General features: G+C 50.5%; 19 protein-coding genes. 5 read left to right on the forward strand and 14 right to left on the reverse strand.

Features of this window, described 5'->3' with window-relative positions:
• Positions 1 to 83: 83 nt before the first annotated feature.
• From MKX64_RS23010 to MKX64_RS23025, 4 genes are all read left to right on the forward strand, one after another.
• Complete coding sequence (locus tag MKX64_RS23010) at positions 84 to 1,316, forward strand: aminopeptidase (protein ID WP_095398450.1); 1,233 nt, start codon at positions 84 to 86, stop codon at positions 1,314 to 1,316.
• A gap of 122 nt (positions 1,317 to 1,438) precedes the next feature.
• Positions 1,439 to 2,668 (forward strand): aminopeptidase, encoded by a 1,230-nt coding sequence (locus tag MKX64_RS23015; protein WP_341037569.1) that lies wholly within the window; start codon positions 1,439 to 1,441, stop codon positions 2,666 to 2,668.
• A gap of 501 nt (positions 2,669 to 3,169) precedes the next feature.
• Positions 3,170 to 3,757 (forward strand): RNA polymerase sigma factor, encoded by a 588-nt coding sequence (locus tag MKX64_RS23020; RefSeq protein ID WP_095398451.1) that lies wholly within the window; start codon positions 3,170 to 3,172, stop codon positions 3,755 to 3,757.
• On the forward strand, positions 3,738 to 4,541 hold the full coding sequence (locus tag MKX64_RS23025) for a DUF4367 domain-containing protein (RefSeq protein ID WP_095266528.1): 804 nt from the start codon (positions 3,738 to 3,740) through the stop codon (positions 4,539 to 4,541). Before MKX64_RS23020 ends, MKX64_RS23025 begins: the two co-directional genes overlap by 20 nt.
• Before the next feature lie 157 nt (positions 4,542 to 4,698).
• On the opposite strand, the gene MKX64_RS23030 is transcribed toward MKX64_RS23025, so the two are convergent.
• From MKX64_RS23030 to MKX64_RS23075, 10 genes are all read right to left on the reverse strand, one after another.
• Positions 4,699 to 5,196, reverse strand: coding sequence for a hypothetical protein (locus MKX64_RS23030; RefSeq protein ID WP_095266529.1), 498 nt, complete (start codon positions 5,194 to 5,196; stop codon positions 4,699 to 4,701).
• A 169-nt stretch (positions 5,197 to 5,365) separates the two neighbouring features.
• Positions 5,366 to 6,679 (reverse strand): hemolysin family protein, encoded by a 1,314-nt coding sequence (locus tag MKX64_RS23035; RefSeq protein ID WP_095398453.1) that lies wholly within the window; start codon positions 6,677 to 6,679, stop codon positions 5,366 to 5,368.
• A gap of 398 nt (positions 6,680 to 7,077) precedes the next feature.
• On the reverse strand, positions 7,078 to 7,503 hold the full coding sequence (gene gerQ / locus MKX64_RS23040) for a spore coat protein GerQ (RefSeq protein WP_095266531.1): 426 nt from the start codon (positions 7,501 to 7,503) through the stop codon (positions 7,078 to 7,080).
• Positions 7,504 to 7,557: 54 nt separating this feature from the next.
• Positions 7,558 to 7,980 carry a cell wall hydrolase gene (locus MKX64_RS23045; RefSeq protein WP_095266532.1) on the reverse strand — a complete coding sequence of 141 codons (423 nt, stop codon included), beginning with the start codon at positions 7,978 to 7,980 and terminating at the stop codon, positions 7,558 to 7,560.
• 235 nt (positions 7,981 to 8,215) lie between these two features.
• Positions 8,216 to 9,304: a copper resistance D family protein gene (locus MKX64_RS23050; protein ID WP_341037574.1), complete on the reverse strand. Its 1,089-nt coding sequence runs from the start codon at positions 9,302 to 9,304 to the stop codon at positions 8,216 to 8,218.
• Positions 9,305 to 9,307: 3 nt separating this feature from the next.
• Complete coding sequence (locus tag MKX64_RS23055; RefSeq protein ID WP_341037576.1) at positions 9,308 to 9,958, reverse strand: copper resistance CopC family protein; 651 nt, start codon at positions 9,956 to 9,958, stop codon at positions 9,308 to 9,310.
• A gap of 297 nt (positions 9,959 to 10,255) precedes the next feature.
• Positions 10,256 to 11,011 carry an SDR family NAD(P)-dependent oxidoreductase gene (locus MKX64_RS23060; RefSeq protein WP_341037577.1) on the reverse strand — a complete coding sequence of 252 codons (756 nt, stop codon included), beginning with the start codon at positions 11,009 to 11,011 and terminating at the stop codon, positions 10,256 to 10,258.
• Between the two features lie 125 nt (positions 11,012 to 11,136).
• Positions 11,137 to 11,538 (reverse strand): DUF2500 domain-containing protein, encoded by a 402-nt coding sequence (locus MKX64_RS23065; protein WP_095398455.1) that lies wholly within the window; start codon positions 11,536 to 11,538, stop codon positions 11,137 to 11,139.
• A 286-nt stretch (positions 11,539 to 11,824) separates the two neighbouring features.
• Complete coding sequence (locus MKX64_RS23070) at positions 11,825 to 12,001, reverse strand: hypothetical protein (protein ID WP_176475566.1); 177 nt, start codon at positions 11,999 to 12,001, stop codon at positions 11,825 to 11,827.
• Positions 12,002 to 12,358: 357 nt separating this feature from the next.
• Positions 12,359 to 13,648, reverse strand: coding sequence for a YCF48-related protein (locus tag MKX64_RS23075; protein ID WP_095263760.1), 1,290 nt, complete (start codon positions 13,646 to 13,648; stop codon positions 12,359 to 12,361).
• A gap of 230 nt (positions 13,649 to 13,878) precedes the next feature.
• Between MKX64_RS23075 and tlp the strand changes: the two genes are divergently transcribed.
• Positions 13,879 to 14,106, forward strand: coding sequence for a small acid-soluble spore protein Tlp (gene tlp, locus MKX64_RS23080; RefSeq protein ID WP_095263759.1), 228 nt, complete (start codon positions 13,879 to 13,881; stop codon positions 14,104 to 14,106).
• Between the two features lie 139 nt (positions 14,107 to 14,245).
• Here tlp and MKX64_RS23085 read toward each other — a convergent pair whose 3' ends face one another.
• The 4 genes from MKX64_RS23085 to MKX64_RS23100 all read right to left on the reverse strand — a co-directional run bounded on the left by MKX64_RS23085 (position 14,246) and on the right by MKX64_RS23100 (position 20,683).
• Positions 14,246 to 14,872, reverse strand: a complete 627-nt coding sequence (locus MKX64_RS23085; protein WP_095263758.1) for a LysE family translocator — start codon at positions 14,870 to 14,872, stop codon at positions 14,246 to 14,248.
• 466 nt (positions 14,873 to 15,338) lie between these two features.
• Positions 15,339 to 16,283 (reverse strand): tyrosine-type recombinase/integrase, encoded by a 945-nt coding sequence (locus tag MKX64_RS23090; RefSeq protein WP_244908081.1) that lies wholly within the window; start codon positions 16,281 to 16,283, stop codon positions 15,339 to 15,341.
• Positions 16,284 to 16,908: 625 nt separating this feature from the next.
• Positions 16,909 to 17,256, reverse strand: coding sequence for a hypothetical protein (locus MKX64_RS23095; protein ID WP_095263756.1), 348 nt, complete (start codon positions 17,254 to 17,256; stop codon positions 16,909 to 16,911).
• 253 nt (positions 17,257 to 17,509) lie between these two features.
• Complete coding sequence (locus MKX64_RS23100; RefSeq protein ID WP_341037580.1) at positions 17,510 to 20,683, reverse strand: bifunctional cytochrome P450/NADPH--P450 reductase; 3,174 nt, start codon at positions 20,681 to 20,683, stop codon at positions 17,510 to 17,512.
• Between the last annotated feature and the right edge of the window lie 420 nt (positions 20,684 to 21,103).

The raw sequence follows: 21,103 nt of genomic DNA on the forward strand, positions 1-21,103 counted from the left end.
GCGTCTGTCATTAATGTTTTTAATATGTACATTCATCTAGTATAATATGGTGGAAAATCTATATTCGTATTGGAGGGTACCAAATGTCCGATTTCTATACATCGCTGGACAAGTATGCCGAATTGGCAGTAAAGGTAGGTGTGGGCGTCCAGAAAGGTCAAACCTTGGTCGTTCACGCGCCTGTCATTGCTGCAGACTTTATCCGTTTAATTGCCAACAAGGCATATGAAGCGGGTGCCCGGCTGGTCAAGGTGATCTGGAACGATGAAGCGATCACGCGGCTTCAGTTCGAAAAAGCCGCAGATGATGTGTTTACGGAAGCGCCTAAGTGGCTGGCGGGCGAGCTGACCGAGCTCGTCGAGAACGGAGCGGCTGTGCTGCATGTGCTCTCCGAGAATCCCGACCTTCTGAATGGCATTGAATCCGGCCGCATCGCTAACTTCTACAAAACCCGCGGCGAAGCGCTGAAGCAATATCGCGCCTACCAGCAGTCTGACAAATTCAGCTGGTGTCTGATCGCCGTTCCTTCTCCGGAATGGGCCGCCAAAGTGTTCCCCGATGTTCCGAAGGAAGAGCAAGTCGATAAGCTGTGGAACGCGATCTTCCATACGGTACGCGTCGATCAGCCTGATCCGGTTGCCGCCTGGACGAAGCATCTGGAGACACTGGATCAGAAATCCGCGGTGCTGAATGCCAAGAAGTACAAGAAGCTGCACTACATCGCCCCGGGCACCGATCTGACGATCGAGCTGCCGGAAGGCCATATCTGGGCGCAAGGGGACAGCATCAACGAAAAGGGACATGCCTTTGTCGCCAACATGCCGACCGAGGAAGTGTTCACCGCTCCGCTCAAGACGGGCGTGAACGGCACTGTCCGCAGCACGAAGCCGCTCAGCTATGCCGGCAACATCATCGACAATTTCTCGCTCACCTTCGAGAATGGCAAGGTGGTCAGCTTCACCGCCGAGACCGGCCAGGAAACGCTGGAGCAGCTGCTGTCCATGGACGAAGGTGCCCGTTATCTGGGTGAGGTTGCGCTCGTTCCCCATCAATCCCCGATCTCGGAGTCGAATATTTTATACTACAACACCTTATTTGACGAGAATGCCTCCAACCATCTTGCGCTCGGCAGCGCCTATGCCTTCTGTCTCGAAGGCGGCAAGGGACTGAATCATGAGCAGCTGCAGGAGCGCGGCCTGAATACCAGTGTGACCCATGTGGACTTCATGATCGGATCTGCGGATATGGATATATACGGCATTACGGCAGACGGTCAGAAGGAGCCTGTATTCCTGAAAGGAAATTGGGCATTTTAAACAGCGTACTCTAGGGTGCGGCAGCCATTCAGCTTCTGTCTGGATGGCTGCTTTCCTAGACCCGACATCAATATGAATTGACCTTAGGTTAATTATAGAAAAAGGATAACGGAGGAATGAACATGGCAAGTTTTGAAGAGAAGCTGGAACGATACGCGGAGCTTGGCGTCAAGGTGGGCGCCAATGTGCAGCCAGGGCAAACGCTGGTTGTCAATGCGCTGATTGAAGCCGCTCCCCTCGTTCGTCTCATTGTAAAAAAAGCATACGAAGCCGGTGCCAAGCTGGTCAAAGTGAATTATAGCGATGAAATCGTCAACCGCATCCGCTATGACCTCGCACCGGATGAGTCTTTCAAGGAAGCGCCAACGCATTACGCCCAGGAGGTCACTGAGCTTGCTGAACAGGGTGCTGCGTTCCTGACTGTCCTCTCCTCCAATCCGGACCTGCTGAAAGGCGTTGATCCGGAGCGCATTGCCACGTATCAGCGTACATACGGTGAAGCGATGTCCAAGTACCGTCAGTACCAGCAGGCCGACAAGATGAGCTGGACCGGCATCGCCTTTGCATCCCCGGATTGGGCTGCCAAAGTGTTCCCGGATGTGCCGAAGGAACAGCAGGTCGAGAAGCTGTGGGATGCGATCTTCCATGCGGTTCGCGCTGATCTGGATGATCCGGTCGCGGCCTGGGAGAAGCATATCGACACGCTGCAGAAGAAATCCGATGAGCTCAACCGGAAGAAATATCACAAGCTTCGTTTTGTATCCGAGGGAACCGATCTGACCATCGAGCTGCCGGAAGGCCATATTTGGGCGCAGGCGGGCAGCCATAACGAGAAAGGCGAGCGCTTTGTTGCCAACATCCCGACCGAAGAAGTGTTCACCGCTCCGCTGAAGACTGGTGTAAACGGCACGGTGCGGAGCACGAAACCGCTAAGCTATGGCGGCAACATTATCGACAATTTCACTCTGACGTTCGAGCAAGGCCGCATTGTCGACTTCTCTGCCGAGCAAGGTCAGGATACGTTGGCCCGCCTCATCTCGATGGATGAAGGCTCACACTTTTTGGGAGAAGTGGCGCTGGTGCCGTACCGCTCCCCGATCTCGGAAAGCGGCATTCTGTTCTACAATACGCTGTTCGACGAGAATGCCTCCTGTCATCTGGCGATCGGCAGCGCCTATGCCTTCAATCTGGAGGGCGGCAAAACGATGACGCCGGAACAGCTGCGGGAGCACGGCCTGAACTCCAGCATTACCCATGTCGATTTCATGATGGGCTCGAAGGATCTGAACATTACCGGCATTACCCGTGACGGCAAGGAAGAGCCTGTCTTTATCGACGGCAATTGGGCATAAAACCCGCTTATTCCATGGGCAAGCCCTGCTGTCCAGCCTGACGGAGTCCGTTAACATTCGCTCTATATCGTGTATCGTGCATGAGCGTCAGACAGCCCTTCGCCCTTTGTTCTCATTCGGGCAAGGGCTGTCCCAAGCTCGGCTTGGTCATCCGCCCTAGTTCCGCTGCGCTCCTCTCCCCTTTCGGGATGGATTCCACCCCACGCATCCACCGCTATGATCCCGAACCGGCGATCTGATGATGCTGTTTCTGGATGTATTAGCACGCCCTTTCACCTCCACTCGGTTTCTCGCTTCCATTATGACTTGTCTCGGCCTGTTTCCCTCCTTCTTCAAGTTGACAACACCAAACCAAATTTCAATAATGATCCACCCTATTTGTCCATATCCGTTGGTATAAGCTTCTTTGCTTTCTAATAAGAATGAGGTGGGCTTTTTCACACAACTTGATGTAAAATGATGAAAGAAATAGGATGGGAACGCCAGAGAGGAGATTATCGAGTGTCCAACCGATTACAGCTCCTGCTCGCAGCAGAATTCGCTGATCTGAGCGAAGCTTTGCAAGAACAAATCTATTACGAATTTTATGATCTGGTCTATGGACAGATCCTGTATATTGTTCGAGATCATGCTGCGGCCGAGGATATTATTCAAGAATCATTCCTGAAAGTGATTACAAGCAAGCCGGAATTTGAGAATGAAAGCAAGATGCGGGGATGGCTTCGAGTCGTTGCGAAGAACTCAACGATGAATTATTTAAGAAAAAATAAAAAATACCGTAACCAAATCGATGTTGAGCGTGTTTTTATTAATGAAGAGCAAATGGTTGTTTCTTCCATTAATGTAGAACAACAGGTGGAGTCCAACATGTTGGAGGAATCCATCGAGCAGTATTTGCACCAGCTCAAGCCGGAATATCGCATTCTGATTGAATATCGCTGGAAGCATGGCCTGTCCTACCGGGAAATCGGGGAACTGCTCGGCATCCGGGAAGATATCGTGAAGCAGCGGCTGTTCCGGGCCAGGGAATCTGTGAAGAAGATGCTGTATAGAGAGTGGGGTGAATTGGATGAGCAACGAAAAATATGAAGGTAGCTTTGACGAACAGTTTGATCAAGCATTTGAACGCGCAGCATCTCGTTCTTCAATAGCTGCAGATGAAGAATCGAAACGGCAATCATGGCAGCAGGTCAAGCAGCAACTTGATCAGCTTAAACGTAAGAAGCAGCGCCGCCGCCGCTTTCGGCTTACCGGTATTGTTGCGGCTTCCGTTGCAATCGGGGCATTTCTATTCTCCCCGCCCACTATGACGCAGGCGGTAACTCCCTTTTACCAGCAGATCAAGAATTGGGGGGACGGTGTTGTCAATATGATGTTCGGACGGCAAAGCCCGGCCCCTGAACACGGTGCAGTCACAGCGCCGCCGCCGGATATGGTTCAGCATCACGGACAGTCGGATGAAGATGTATTTGTTGAGGAATTGACAACCGAGTATCATCATCTGACAGAAGCGCAGATCAAGGAACGACTGGCATTTCCGCTTCCCGAGTTCGGGTATATGCCTGAAGGATATGTGCTGGATGAGATGAGCGCCCTTGGCTCCGCTCAGGAGGAGCCGGTGTATGATCTGGCGCTTCATTATGCGAATGGTGACCAACGTCTATATGTGCATCTGTACAGTCTGGACAACTCGGCTTCGGTAGCACTGCCAGGTGAAGTAACGAGCCAGCTGAAGCTCGATTCCGGCATTGAGGCTGCCTTCAGCGAAGGGCGTTATAACAGCCTCAAATTCATGATGAACGAAGTGGTGTACTTTATCATCGGGGATGTGAGCAAGGAAGAGCTGGTCAAGATCGCCAACAATATCCAATAAGCAGCTTCCATTAGCCACCAACTATTATCGGGAACCGAGAGCGGACAATATGTAAGCGAGCCAGGCTGCCGCTACCTGAATCATAGAGGCATCGGATTATATAAAGACACAGGGCTGCCCCGGAAGGGGCAGCCCTGCTGCTTCATGCCATCTGAAATTATAGAGGAATAAGGACAGAATTCGTGTAGTATGTAGCTGATTCGTAAGTCCCGCCATGGTTCACCCAGTGTACGGTATGCGCCCGGTAATAGTACCCTGGGGACACACTCCATGTCCGTAGTCCATCGTAAGAGCTTCTGCTGGACACACTGTCGGAGAAACTGGCAATATTGATCCATTCCGTGCCTGTCCAGCGCTGGAGGTTGTAGTTGACCCCTACTGAATTAACCGTCTGATAAGCATAGGTTCTGGCAGTAACCTGAACCTGGTTGGATCCGGCTTGTCGGATCGTAGAAGATCCATGCGATAAATACAGGTTCGCGTTCAATGCTGCGAACGGAACAAATTCCGCCTCTACTGGCGGCGGAGATGTCAAGGCGCCTGGTGCTAAGTCTGAAGCTGAATCCGCAAACGCCCCTCCGGTCAGAGATAAACTCAACAGTACACTGAGAGCCACCGATGAGACTATGCGTGTATGATTCCGCACTTTGGACATAACATCACCCTTCTTTCATTAATAGGAACATCCATATTTTAACATCCTTATTCGACGAAAAAGTATCTATTCTTTCATTATTTGATATAAATATTGAAACTAATTTAATATAAAAAAGAAAGATCGACATAAAATGTCAATCTTTCTCATCAATTCCATCTACAGCAATCTATGCTCCCGCTTCTTCCTGCAGCATCTGCTGTCTTGTCACCCGGATTCGGGATATACGTTTGTTATCCGTCTCCTCTACCTCGAACAGACAATCCTCATACAAGATGGACTGCCCTTTCTGCGGCAATAATACTTCAAGACGGGAAGACAACCATCCTCCGATGGTATCATAATCATCTGTATCCACATGGAGACCTAGACGGTCATTAATTTCATCAATCAGCATCAATCCGTCAATGGAGAACTCGTCTTCACCAATCTGCTCGAAACCTTCCCGCTCCTCGTCAAATTCATCCTGAATCTCGCCGACAATCTCCTCCATAATGTCCTCCAGGGTCACCAGGCCGGAGGTGCCGCCGTATTCGTCAATCAGAATGGCGATCTGCGTCTTGCTGCGCTGCATTCTTCTCAGCAGCTCGCTGATCTTCATCGACTCGGGAACAGCCAGAATCGGGCGAATCAATGAAATCTGGTTATGCGCCAGTCCGCGCATCAGATCCTTGATATGCACAAAACCGATAATATGGTCCTTGTCTTCATCACATACCGGATAACGGGTTCGCATGCCTTCTTGCGCAATCTTCATATTCTCTTCCAAGGACAGATTATTGTATAAACAGATCATATCGGTTCGGGGAATCATGACTTCACGTGCGGTCGTATCGGCAAACTCAAAGATGTTGTCAACAAGCGCCATCTCCGTGTTGTCAATCAGCCCGATTTCGTTGCTTTCCTTCATCATATCCCGCAGTTCTTCCTCCGTATGCACATTGCGTTCCACGACGCGCTGCATCCGGAATAAGCTCAGCAGTCCGCCGGATAGCCCATTGACCAGCCACAACAGCGGCGACATGCCTTTATAGAACAGGTTCAGCGGAATCGCAGACAACAGCGTAATGCGCTCCGCCTTGTGAGCCGCCACCGATTTCGGGGCCAGCACGCCAAACACGACATGAATCAGTGATATAAGCATAAATGCAATAACCAGGGATATGATATGGATGAGCGTCTCGCTCCATCCAAGCCCGCCAAACCATGGCGTAATCATGGCAAAAATCGTTCTTTCGGCGATCCAGCCAAGTCCAAGCGTAACTAGCGTAATGCCCAATTGGCATGCGGACAGCACACGGTCAAGATTTTGCAGAATGCCCTGCGCAAATCGGGCTCTCCGATGCCCTTCCTCGGCCAGTGCATCAATCCGGCTTCCCTTCACTTTCACGAAGGCCAGCTCTGCCGATACAAAAAAACCGTTCAAAAATACAAGTAAAAACACCAAGAATAAACTTAATAAACTCGGTAAGGGGTCACTCAATAGATCTCCTATCCGCCATGCAACATGCCATGACGAATAGGATCACCTCCTTCGATTGTTAAAAATTTGTGAAGCGATCACACATTGCAGCGTATCCGAACCGCGCATCAACTTCCCAATGAAATCATCTCCTTGTCTTATTTGAGACGTATACAAGCTATATAAATAATTATATAGAACTACGATACACAGTCAAACTTTGTCTTATGACATAAAAACGCGTTGTTAGCGGCTATTTTTTGAATACCTGGGTTTAGCCCCTGATATCGCCGAATTGATATAGTCTATGAAATGAGCGGCTTGAAGGTTTCGTATAGCGTCCGGATTGCGCATAAAATGCTCGTATGTACGGAAAAACTCCGAATAGATCGCTATCCGGAGTTCAGCTTGATTGGAGATTATCTTCCGCCCTGAGTGCCCACATGGCCAGGGTATTGGTAAGTAAGCGGCTCGTCGAATACGACGTAGTCCAGATTGACCATCAGCAGAATGACGCGTCTTCCTGTCTGACGCTCGCTGATAATAATGTGATCTCTGCCGGCAGCTTCGATGATGCCTGTGAACACTTTGGCATTCCACTGGCTGTTGTTCTCGTAGGTCATGTAGAAGGTGCCCTGCTTGCCGAGGTTCAGGCGCAAAATGTTCTCAATGTAAGATTGCTCGAATTGCTGGGTTGGCAGCACCGCACCACCAGGGGTAATCGGGGCTCCGCTTGGCACCTGCGGCGGGACATTGCCGGCATAGCCGGCGACGGACCGCTGAGGAACGCCGGGATAACGCACCTGATTGACAAAATGAACCGGGGGAACACTGTGGTTGTACATAAAACTGGATTACCTCCTTGTCATATCTTTCGCATGAAGCGGTTGTTCAAGCCATTAATAAACGGCAGGACAATCTTCGTAAGTCGGGATGAAGAAGCAATGCGCCTTAAATCGGCCGGAATGCTGCTGATTGTACCAGGTAGGAGGACAATCGCCCACCGGGCGAAAGAACCACAGCGCGTTGGAGGCCGGCCAGATTCGCTCGCCGTTAATGACTCTCTGGGCCAGCTCTTTGTCCCGCTCCCTTGCCTTCTGGTAAAAGTACCCCTTCTGCGTGGCCTCGAATCCGCCCGGACTCTGGTATACCATATCCCTCATGCTGCGGATATCCATAAAATCAAGGCAATTGGAACGGATGCGGTTCACGCCAACATTGCCGACCATGAGCATTCCCTGCTCTCCCTCGCCTTCCGCCTCTGCCCGGATCAGTCTTGCCAGAAGATCAATATCACTTGAATTTGCTTTGATAACAGCCACAATAACTCCCTCCACTTCCTTGACTTCACCACTGTATCGTATGTGCATTTGCCTAGCGGGGTGACGATGAGCGAAGGGATTTTTTTCACTGCTCTATACATACGAGGAGGCAGGGGATGAAATACATATAAGGGAAATATTTTCACAAAAAAAAAAACAGCGCGGCATCATAAGTCAGGCTGCTGTGAAAAGCATGCAAAAAAACCTTCCCGAGTCGAAACTCGGAAAGGTCCTCTTAAGCGGATACGGTTATCGAGAACATCACGCCGCAGTACAGAAGCACGATGGCAGCCAGGCTGCTGAGCAGCGCGAATGCCGGGCCTTTATTACGTTTGAAGGCGTATAGGATACCGCCGAGCAGCGCCAATCCTGCTGCCAGGCAAACGATACCGATCCAGCTCCACTGCAAGAGCAGCGCGCCTTCCTGGAATCCGGAATGAAACCACAGAAAGGTCGGAGCAGGCCCGTAAATCGCGAGCGTATCCGGCACTTCATGGGGGGCTGCCTGCTGGTTCATATATCCGGTAACGATATAGATCAGCCAGATCAGCACCCCTTCGCTGCGTGCCCATGAGGCAGGGCGGTAAAAGCTTTCTCGCCGCAGCTTACGCTTCATCAGAGCACCGTTGACAAAGGCAAACACGAGCAGGGGCAGGATCAGAATATGCTTCACCAGCAGCGCCTGTCCGTAAGACAAGCCCCAGCTGTTCACCGGATCAGGGGCCACCCCGCTCATCAGATAAAGGCCCGAGGCCATGACGATGACAAAGCACAGGATGGCAAACGGATGAAACCATCTCAGAAAGGCGTCCCAGCGATCCGATCCGAGACTGAACCATCCGACAAGCAGCAGCGTCCCTGTCCAAAATGCCATGCCGGCAAAATGACCGAGAAAAGCAACCGGGCCCAGCCAGTCAAACAGCGTCGCCGCATGGTTGAATCCGGATAGCCCCCATGCCATGCCCAGCACTGCAGGCAGCATCAGAAACCGTGTGATCGTACGCGGATTCCGCTGCACGATCCATGCCAGCACAGCCATGAGGATGGCGAGCACGAGCAGCCATGCATATTGTTCCCCTTCACGAAACTGGAACATGATGCTGTTGAAGGCTTTCCAGAAACCGAGATCTGACTTGAAAAACATCACAATTCGCAGCAGCGGGATAAAACCGCCGACGGCCACCGCCAGAGCGGCAAGCGGCCCCAGCCAGGCAGGAACGGCCAGTCTTGGCTTATAGCGGTCCGGGACAATTGCAAGCACGCTTATTGCTGCCAAAATCGCATAACCCAAATACAGAAACGGTTCACTCAGCCAATAATACATGGTTTACTTCCTGTTCCGGGAAAGCTTGACTACAAAATAACCAACCAGCACAGCGGCGACAACAACGACGACAATCCATACGTTAAATCCGCCCTGACCCTCGTTGTCACTTGCCGGATTTTCCTGTTCCGACGCCGTTTGATCACCGGATGTATCGGTCGCCGCCTCGTCAGCAGGCGCTTCGTCTGTCGCTGGCTCTGAAGTTTCATCCGTCACCGGCTCTTCCTGCGGCTCGCCGGTAACCGGAGTATCCGGCGCTTCGGCAGCTGTTTCCTGCTCCGGCACGTCAACCTGGAATTGGTAACTGTCTTCAACAGGATGGCCGTCAGCACTTACGATCTTGTAGTCCACCGTATAGCTGCCGGACTGAAGCGGGGAAACCAGAACGCCCTTCAGCGTCTCACCGGTCACCGAGACCTCAGCCAACTCAACCTCTTCCCCCTGCTCGTTCTTCACATTCAGAATGCTCAAGTTCTCATCGATATTCTCATTGAAGGACAGACTCACTTCCTCCACGACTTCGCTAATGATCGCATCAGCGGCAGGCACGCTGCTCTCCAGCTTGGAGTGTGCCCAAGAGGATGCGGGGAACAGAAGTGCCCATATGAAACTCACCATTAGCAGGGATGAGACTTTCCACATATTTTTCACCATAATCGCCTCCATACTTCCAATTTATCTTCAATTTAAATCTTCCCCATCATAACAAAGGTTGTCAGTTATGGCTATTGATAGATTTGTGAACATTGTCATTAGTATACATAATATATTTTATGTTAACTTAATATAAGCACGGTATCGTCGCAACGATGTCATCATCGTTCTCGTCGAATTCATTAAATCCTAAGGGGCTATCTAAATCTGTCGAAATATTCAAATCGGAGGCTGCAAAACAAAAGGATCGGCCTAGATGAAGCTCGGCCAATCCTTCGGGTTTATTCCTCGTTCGCTCTATTCCTCATATATCATTTTACGCGTCATTCCCCCGTCCACGACGAGATGCGCCCCGGTCACAAAGGTGTTGTCCGGATCTGTAAAGTAGAAGCAAGCCTTGGCGATATCCTTCGGCACGCCGACCCGGCCTGCCGGATGCTGACTGTGATCCTCCGGCCGCAGCTGATCATAGCTGCCCGTTTCGATCCAGCCCGGACTGATGCAGTTGACGCGAATGCCGTCTGGCCCGAGGCTGACTGCCATCGCATGGGTCAAGGCGACAATCGCGCCTTTGGACGCCGCGTACGCTTCAGAGTTCGGCTCGGACATGACCGATCTGGTCGAGGAAATGTTGACAATGGCGCCCCCGCCATTGGTTCTCATATGTAATGCCGCTTCCCGCGAGGCCAGAAAACAGCTTCTCGCATTGGTATTCAGCACATCATCCCATTCCTCGACCTTCAATTCATAGGGAGACTTCCAGCGCGATACCCCGGCGTTGTTGATCAGAATATCGAGCCGTCCGGTCCGTCTGACTGCCTCTTCCATCAACTGCTTAATCTCGTGCTCGTCCCGGACATCGCATGGGACGAAGACAGCTGAATATCCGTTCGCTTGCAGCTGTTCGGCCGTCTGCTGCCCTTCATCCTTCAGTGTGTCGCTGACAATCACATCCGCGCCAGCGGCAGCGTATGCTTCCGCCAGCCCCTTGCCGATGCCCTTGGCTGCACCGGTAATGACGACGGTTGTTCCTTTGAACGTGGTTGTATTCATGTGATTTGGCTCCTCCTGTGCAAGCGTAAATAATCGCATCACGATATGATTTCATTATAGCGCACAGAAGTTCGCTTACCAATCCTCGGGTGAAGATGCAGCATTCCGGCATAGACGGTGTGAGGCTAACCTCTGGCCAGATCCTGATGGATCTTCGGATGTCTCGCGAAGCTGTAGAACCGGGTGCCCTGGAATCGCAGCATTCCTTGATCCCCCTCCGCACACATCCCATACTCCTCTCCGCTCACGACAAACTCCATCCGGTCCCCGCTTTCAACCTCGAAAGTGACGTAATAGGTGGTACGCGTCCGACTGGACATCGTATCGTCATGGTGATGGGTGTGCTTCACCTCCGTGCGCTTGCTTACAATTTTAGATTCCACGGTGAGCAGCGGCTGACGATTGTTCCGGCTCCATTGCAAAAGCCCTTTCCCTGCAGAGAGCAGCACAATGCCGACAACGACAATGAAGAACACGGGCATGACACTGCCAAAAAAATCGAACATCCAATCCGATCCCCATCCCATATGGCTCCCCCCTCCACCTTGTCTTGCTTTATGTATATGCCTATTTTTAGACAACTTAACACAGGGAAACAAAGTTTTTAGACAAAATGTTGAAGCCTGTCCCGCAATCCTGTCAATGTCCTTCCTTCAAATTCGCGATGATATAGTGTATTATAACCACACTCCAGCCTTCACGAAGAAACAAGCGGATTACAGGCGAATTAGAGGGCTCAAGCACACAGCAACCCCCTGCAGCGAGACACCGCGGTGTCCTTCGCTTGCAGGGGGTTGTGCTTGCGATGACGAGTCAGTCATTGGCCATCTGCATCCATCTTCTTGTCTCCTGCTGCCCATCGTCCTCGGCGGTGAGCAATCCTTGCTCGGTCCAGCAGGCCAGGCATTCCTCTTCGGTCTGGCATTCGTGGTTATAGTCACAGTTATAACAAAGGTTCAGATAATGTTGGGTGATCCGATCATAAGTCATCTCGATCCGCTCCTTCTGCTTGTGGTGTGGAAGCTCTTCCTTACACTCCTAGCATAGCATAACGGGCGCTTATGTTTTGTGATTATTTTCACATGAATGCTGAAAGATGAACATAGTATCCCAATAACGCAGAGGACACGGCTTTAAAAATCGTGTTAACCTCCTATTCACCGGCAAAAAGGCTTTACCTGCCATACCGAATAGGTTTTTTAGCAGATAAAGCCTGTAATACGCTAGCTGATCATCATGATAATTCATGAGATGTTCAGCCAAGTGATCAGTTACATGCTCAGCTATAGGATCATCCATCCATTAAAGATCCGTTATCAAATAATCCACTGCGATGCATATTCAGCGTTAAATGCCTTGCCATGTCACGCCGCCATCCGTGCTCTTCATCAGCCGGGAACGCTTCTGATCATGCGTTTCAATCAGCAGCCAGCCTACTTTCGAGCTGAAGAACTGCAATTTTACCACCCTAGGATAGTTCCCGAGATTTTGAGTCAGCAGCTTGTCCCTCGGGAACGGCTTCCAGTTCTTGCCCATATCCGTCGTATGGTAGACGATCCCGTTCGCCATTTTCCAGCCGTCGTAAAGCCGTCTGAACACCGGCTGGATCGAGCCGTTCTCCATGTCGCCGATGCGCTCAAACGGAACGAGATTCCACGACTTGCCGCTGTCGGCGGTGAAATAGCCGAAATAGCTCGTTCGATCCTCCGTGTAGCAGGTGACAGGGATGTAGGCGTCCGTTCGGTTGCCGAGAAATTTCGGCTTTCCAGGAGTTATGTCCTCGCACCGGTTCAGTGATGTGCTGTTGAACACCTGGGCCGACGAGCTCCATTTCTGACCTCCGTCACGGGTAATATACAGTCTCGACAAGTGTGTGTCCTTCACCGTTGCGAGTCCGACGTTAGCGTTGGAAAAATCCATGCCGATCACCCTCCCCGACTGCGGCATGACCGTGCTTGGAATGTTCGCTGACGGGTAATCCGAGTTTTGCATAACCTTGTCCCAGGAGCGGCCGTTGTCATCCGTCTGGAACAGCGTTTTGTCCTGGGCGTAGCCGAAGCTTTTCTCCGAAGACATGATCCAGCCGAGCCTTGCCGATGCAAACGCCACGGCCATCACGCTTCCGCGTTCGGGCAGCGAAGAGATGCTCCACGTATCCCCGCCGTCATCCGTGTTCAGCAGCACCGTTCCGGCGCCGCCACGCTGATTGCGAATGATCCAGCCATGATCTTTATCCGGGAATACGATATCCCTGCCGTACTCCAGCTTATCCGTAAACTTCACGTTCTCGGATGGCGATATGTCAACCCAGGTGACGCCGTAATCCTCGGTTAGGTACAATCGTAACGCATTGTTGGTCAGGCCCCACGCGATTCCAGTCGATTCATTCAGCAGATGAAAATCGGTCAGTCGTGTGTGAATCTGATACTGGTTCTTTTCTTCCGCCGGATTTTGGGCAGTTTCAGGCGTGACGATCGTAATCGTCTGCCCTTCTTCAGCCGCTTCCGGCGGGGTCTGCTCCAGCGATTGGGGCTGGGGTTCAGGCTGCGGTTGGGCCTGCTCCGACGAACAGGCCGACAGCAATATAGGAATGATTGTCATTATACGGATCCAGAAAGTAAAACCTCTTGCCTTCAATGAGTGTTCCTCCTCAAAGCTCTTTGCCTTATGTGCCCATATACTACTTATTCCGACATTATAACATATCTGCTAAAGCGGATTATGAACAGACTGACCTTCATTCATGACAATAATGTTTCCTTTTCATAGCAGAAACGCTGTGAAATGCATAACAGAGCCATTATTTTGGAAAACTTGTGGAGTGCATACTCAGCATGAATCACTGTCATTTCGGGAGGTGAACACCAGTGGCAAAACCGGATAATCGCGAGGATAATGTCGAGCATCTGCAGGATGCGGTCCAGGACACCATTGAAAACTTCCGCGAGGCTGAAGATTATCTTGAGGAATTTGGAGACGAAATTCCGGCCGAGGAAAAGGAACAAATCGAGGAACGCAACACGCGCCGCAGAGAAAGCATCGCCGGATTTCGTGAAGAAATCAAGGACGAAGCCCGCCATCAACGTGATCAGTAACTCAGGGCCTTAACGACTGGCAGAAACGGCGGAACAGGAGGGTGGCCATCCGCCTCCCTGTTCCGTGTCATTACATTATACACAAGCTCCGCCCATTACCGTATGCCAGAATCACACATACATACACACATACTGCTTCTTATAGCTTGGTAGTCAGCAGCTTGACGCCCAGCGCGGAGAAGATCGCCGCTCCTGCAACATTCGCCATCTCCCCGAAGCGGGAGCTCCTGAGCATTCGCTGACTGAACACCCCGGCAAAATACGCCAGCAAGCCGAAGATCACCCCGCTGAGCACGAGAAAAATAAGACCTAGGATGACAAGCTGCAATCCAACTTGGCCGATCTGATAGTTCACAAACTGGGGCAGGAAGGTCAGGAAGAAAATCGCCACCTTCGGGTTCAGCACATTCATCAGAAAGCCTTTCATCAACAGGCTGCGGCCGGACTGGGGCTTGCCCTTCTCGAGGCCAATCGGCTCTTTGCGGTATTTGATCGATTTATAGGCCAGGTAAAATAAATAGAGCGCCCCGGCGATCTTGAAAGCCGTAAACGCTACGGCAGACGTTTTCAGAATGAGGGACAGTCCAAGCGCTGCGGCGAGCGTATGTACAATGTTGCCGAGACTTAACCCGAGCGCGGTTAATACCCCGGCTTTCTTGCCGCTGGTCAGCCCTTGCGTCACCGCAAAAACCAGATCCGGACCCGGCACAAGAATAAGCAGAATCGCCGCCCCCATAAACAGAAGGAGGGATGACAATGTAAACATGGCGACATCGTTCCTTTCCATATAAGTCGAACGAGGTTTATTGTAGCATATCTGGGACACATCGTCTGCTTGTGACGGCTGTGAAACAACAAATGTTAACATAATATATATTATGATGTCTTCCATATTGATTAATGTCATTAACTATTAAATGGATAAACGAATGATTATAAGCGTTCCACATTCGATTCATCGAACAGCGCACAGCGCACATAAAAAAGCGTCCAAATTGGACGCCTTTCTTTGTCGCATGTCGAATTTTATAGAAACCTGATAGCGAGCCGATCTGCCTCCTGCGCTCACTGTATTATCCTCTACATATGATGATGCCCCCAACGATTATTCGCACTGCGCGCAGTTCCCAGCGCGCGGTGCCTCCATTCCGTTTGAAACCGCAAATCTGCATCATTCATCAGGTTTACATAATCCTCATTATGTAATTTGATTATTTATTTAATGACATTAATCATCTGCGGTTTGAACGCAGCTTCGGCAGTTTCACGTCCAGCCGAGTCATCGCCTCTTCCTTCTCCCGATTGGAAACATGCGTATACACCGTGGTCGTCTGGATCGAGGCATGACCGAGCAGCTCCTGCACCGTTCGAATATCCGTTCCTTTGCGCAGCAGCATGGTAGCGAAGGAGTGGCGAAGCTTGTGACTGGAATAAGCGACCCGCATCTGCTCTGGAAGATGACTCTGGTACTGCCGGAACGAATCCGCTGCAATTTGCTGAATGGTGCGGATCGACAGTCTTCTCCCCTTCTGGGAGATGAACATCGCCTCTTCTTTACGCCGATAAGGCGTCAGCCTGTGCTCCAGGTAGACGGACAGCATCTCGGCAACCGGCTCCGGAACCGGGATTGTCCTCCATTTCCGCCCTTTACCGAATACTTGCAGTGTTTTACGGTCAGGCTGATAGTCCCCGAGATTAAGTCCATGCACTTCCCCTACGCGTAGCCCCATGAACGCCATCAGCAGGAAAATCGCCAGGTTGCGCTCCCGGTATTTGCCGCTGACCGATTGCAGAAACGCTGTCAGCTGCTGTTCATCCATATAGACCGGGGCTTTATTCTTCTCCGTCTTGGCCTTCTTGATGCCAGCTGCCGGATTGTTCTCGAGCAGCTCCAGCTCCTGCAGCGCCTTGAAGAAGCAATGAATAGCCGCATGCTTGCGGTTACGCGTCTGATCGCTGGCGCCATTTCGTCTCGCTTGAGATAAATACGCGATCACCTGAAGTTTTTTACACTCGGCGAGATCCCGCCCATCCAGCGTGCTCAGAAATTGCCTCACATCGCTCATATAGTTCCGCTCGGTGTATTCGCTGTATCCCGCATCCTGCATCCAGATCAGAAACGAATCCAGGTACAGGCCATACCGGTCCGAGATCTCTTCTTCCCCATGTCTGTTCATCGCTGCCACACACTCCATTCTCGATCGCCAATTCACTGAATCTAGGATTGCCTCTATGATGTTTCACCGACTCGTGCCAACTTCTCCCTATTGGATGCACGATAACGCTCTTCATTGTACCTGATCCGTTGACGGATTGCGAGCCATATCGCGCTTTCAGGAGCATGAAAGATGACCAAGTGTACATGCTGGTGCGCCCATTCGCTCATAACGTAAACTGCGTATAATTTATATTATACGCAGTTATAGAGGGCGATAACCCGTTGTTAACTGAAGGATATAAACTTCGCCGATTGTTCCCTCGATCTTGCTCTCGCTGATGGGTATGAATAGGCATAGGGGCCCCTACTCTCGGCCCTTTTCTAGCTTATTGCCTCATAGAGGCAGATGTGAATTGAAATGAAAAGACCGCGATCACTCGCGGTCCGATATACGTTCATCCTATATTAAGCGTAAACGACGCGATCTGCATCCGTAAACCGATACTGCGAATTCAGACACTCTGCAATACAGTATCTCCATTGGATGGGTTAGCGAATTGCACCGCTGCGCCGATCGGATCGGTACCGATAGTCCCAATCCCGTTGCCTTTCTCCAAAGGTGTCTGAATACAAGACGCTAGCGTTCAAGCTTTGTGTGTGTTCCACGCGGGATGGCGAAAGAATTCAATGGTATCAATAAAACTCACCTTATACTGCTGCTCCACTTCGGACAAGTCCAGCAGCTTTCGGTCGATGGCTTTCAGCCCCATGACCACATCATGGCGCAGTAGGTCCATAGCAATTTTGCCAACGAACCCGCCCTCGATCTCCTTATGTCTGTTACGAAACTCTTCATTGTAGATCAATTCTGGGGTAAAGGATGCTTCAACAAACGCATTGACGAGGGTTAGCTCGTTCCCTTCCATTTGCACGGCAATATAATAATTCCCGCGCTCATCCTTTATAAGATCTTTATTGATTTCCACGTTCAATTGGATCACTTCCTGTATCTTAGATTATGAGCCTTCGCCCAGCACGCCAAAAAGAAAAAGCAGATACACTGATCAGTCTCAGTCTCTTGCTATACATCTATACTGCCCATTAAATTATACCTTAACTTGTATCGCTATGCTCGTATGGGGACATCACGACTAAATAACGGTGAGCACAGCTTTTTTCTCTGTGTCTCACCGTGCAACTCATTCATGTATGGCAAGTAATACTCGATTCATTTCGTTTATCCCACTATAGACCTGTCCAAACATCTTTGGCGTACCGGCCTTCCTGCTGCAAACGTTCAAGCCATGCATCCGCCTGTTCTGCGGATTTGCCGCTAATGTCGATGTATGCTTGCTTGAGCGTAGCCTCCACATCAGGAGCCATCTTGCTTCCATCTCCGCAAACATACAGATGCCCGCCCTGCTCAAGCAGTGGAATCAGCTTGTGGGCGTCGTCTCTCATCAGATGCTGCACGTAGCATTTGTCCTGTCCATCTACTCTGGAGAAAGCCGTATGGAGTTGGACAAGCCCTTCTTGCTGTGCAGCTTCAAGCTCATTTTTATACAAAAAGTCATGTTCCGGGTTACGGCATCCAAAGTACAGATGGGCTTCGCCAACCTGCTGCCCTTGTTCCTTCAAAACACGTCTTGCCTGCAGGAAACCACGGAATGGTGCCACACCTGTTCCAGGACCTACCATAACAATCGGTACATCCGCTTGATCTGGCAAATCAAACCCGGACTCTGGCGTCCGTATGAACATAACCACCTCTTCACCCGGTTTCAGGTTCGCCAGATAGTTTGACGCTATGCCTGTATATTCCCCTTGTCCGCTCCAGGCAGGAGCACGGACTACACGGACTGTGATGCTGGCCTGTTCCGGCTGTACACGAGGTGAACTGGAGATGGAATAATATCTTGCTTTGAGTGGAGGCAGCAGTTCCAGGAAGCGTTCAAACGGCATTTCACATGCCTCGTATTTAACCAGATAATCCAGCATCGATATCCGTTTGCTCCGCACTTCTTCCATATACACAGATTCATCCAGGAGAGCTTCAAGCTCCTTCTTGTGCGGCGGGCATACGGTATATGCCGCCAGCTCTCTCAGCTGTGCACGCGTTGCTGCCTCTTGTAGCTCCACACTGTGACTGAGCAGGTCATATAGATTAACCGGCTGCTGTAGGGGCAAATGTGCGGCACTTCGACCCGATGCATCCAGAACCAAATGTTCCGTACCGGTGAAACCGTAGCGCTTTAGTACGCGTTCCACAAGTTCCGGTGGATTTTGCGGCAGAATTCCCAGATGATCACCTTCCTTGTAGGTCATGCCCTCAGGCAGTTTAATTTCCAGATGACGTGTACTCCGCGGGCTGCCCGCATCATGAAGTTCCCGATTTTCGAGCACTTGAGCTACATGGGCATCATACGTATCTGCGAGCGGTGTCACCGCTAGCCCACTTACAAACTGTACGGACAATGAACTGCGTTCACTGCCTGAGCTGCTGCTGAGCTCAAGTCCCATCGCTCGTGCCAGATCCTGCCACAATTGTTCACTCCAGTCCTCTACCTGCTTCTCAAAATCCCCGCTTGCATCACTTTCACCAAGAGGAGACAACCGCGTTGCGCTCTTCGAAGAGAGCTGTTCATCAATCAAACGCGGGATACGCTGATACGTGCTGGCCCAGTTGTGATCCCCGCATCCAAGAACAGCATAACGGACTCCCTCAAATTCCTTGTGATCTGCATGTTCAATCCATTCCACAAAGTCCTTGGCATTACTCGGCGGCTGGCCATTGTAGGATGCACTGACGATAATAACAACACCTTCTTTCGGCAGTTTGCCTACCCGATCATTCAGTGCTGCGACTTCACTTCGAAATCCCTGGTATCGTGCATGATCTGCAATCTCACGGGCAATGCCTTCCGCAGTACCCAGATTGGAGCCGTACAAGACCAGCATCGGGGTGTGATGGGCATTTGCCGGATCAGGCACTTTTCTTTTGGCAACCGAAGATGGTTCCTTTACCGAAACACCTGGAACAGCCATGACAGGCTGCCCACCACGGACACGAACCCGAATGGTGAAATTGTCCGGCTTGAGTGTCAAAGTCTCTTTTACCTTCAACTGATAATCGGTATGATCGATCAGGTCAAAATGTTTCAGGACCATGCCCAGCACAAGCGTTGCCTCCTGAAGTGCAAACTGCTGTCCAATGCAGGCCCGTTGACCATTACCAAACGGCTTGTAGGCATCATGCGGAACCTTGCTCGGATCCTCGAACCGCTCCGGACGGAATTCCTCTACATCGTCCCCCCAAGCATCACGGTCACGGTGCAGCTTGGGAATGAGCACACTTACACTATCCCCTTTTTGCAAAGGGTACTTTCCTGCGAGCACCGTGTCCTCTTTGGCGTAAAGGGAAAATGCCGGAGCCGTTGGCCACAAGCGCAACGCTTCGTTCAGCACCATGCGGATGTATTTCAGATTGCGAACCTGATTGTACGTCGGAACCGGATCTTTCAGAATCTGGTCGGCTTCGGCTTGCGCCTTGGCCAACTTATCCGGATTTTTCATCAAGTAGTAAATGGCAAAGGATAGTAATCCACTCGTTGTCTCATGCCCTGCAATGAGGAATGTAATAATCTGATAACGGATATTTTCATCATCCAGTGTTTCTCCCGTTTCCGGGTCCTTGCCGTTAAGCATATGGGATAACAGATCATCCGCACCTTCCTGAGGGTGCTCTTTGCGCTCGGCAATAATATGATCGACCAGCGTGAACATCGAACGGATATCCTGTTCGAACTGTTTCTTTTTACTGATCATCAGCTTATCCTGAATACGAAGGCGCTGCAGTGAACTCATGGCCTCATCCAATGCGCGTACCATGCTCGTGATAAATGGGTGCGGTTCTTCTCTGTAAAAGCTGTTAAACCGATAATTGAAGCCACACAATCCGATCGTATCCAGGGTTAGACGTGTCATATCATCGGGGACGTTAACCGCTTCATCGGGATTCAGCCTGGACCATTTCTGAACAAGCTGCACAGCCAGATCAACCATCTTGTTATGATATCCTTGCATGGCTCGCTGGCTGAAGCTGGGTAACAGCACATTGTGGGCTTTTGTCCAATTGGATTCATAGGTCCAGCTTGTAAACAAGCCATCTCCTGCAAACGCACGAACTTTCTCAAGAGGTGCCCACACACGCTTATCGAATTTGGATTCATCCGTTACCTCGGCGACCAGCTCATGACCTGAAATATACAGCTCGCTTCGTCCTGGATACTCCATTCGAAAGATAGGTCCATATTGGTCTGCAAGTTTAACCAGGGATTGCACAGGCTCCTCAAAGTTTAAATGCGGCAAGTTACCTAAAGGGCCGAATGTTTTGGGTTGCGGTACTGAAAAAAGGGACATGCACATCACTCCTCCTCCAACTTATTAATCCAACCTTCTGAATCATGACTTTTTTGAAATAAACGCTACAAATTCACGGAGATCACTTCATATGCTGCAAGTAATCACATTGAATGCAAAACATTAAAAAAACGAAACAGAACCAATTGACCAATTTGGTATAACGGTCATTCTAGCGTAAAAAAATAAGTCACTTCGTTATCTGCTTTTACCCTAACATTTCCAGTTCCAATCTACAACAGTCTCAAAGTCTTAGGACCATTGGGTAGCGCTCTATTCATAGAGTACAGTGCGAGTATATCATCGCAAACGCATTCATTGTAAAGCCGCTGCCGCTTCGCATTCAATCATTAGTATATTTAATCACGCTTACCTAGTGAAATATTCCATCTATGAAACCTACATCATTTTTTACACTTC

Source organism: Paenibacillus sp. FSL M8-0334 (assembly GCF_038000405.1).
GTDB classification, from domain to species: Bacteria; Bacillota; Bacilli; order Paenibacillales; family Paenibacillaceae; genus Paenibacillus_AQ; species Paenibacillus_AQ campinasensis.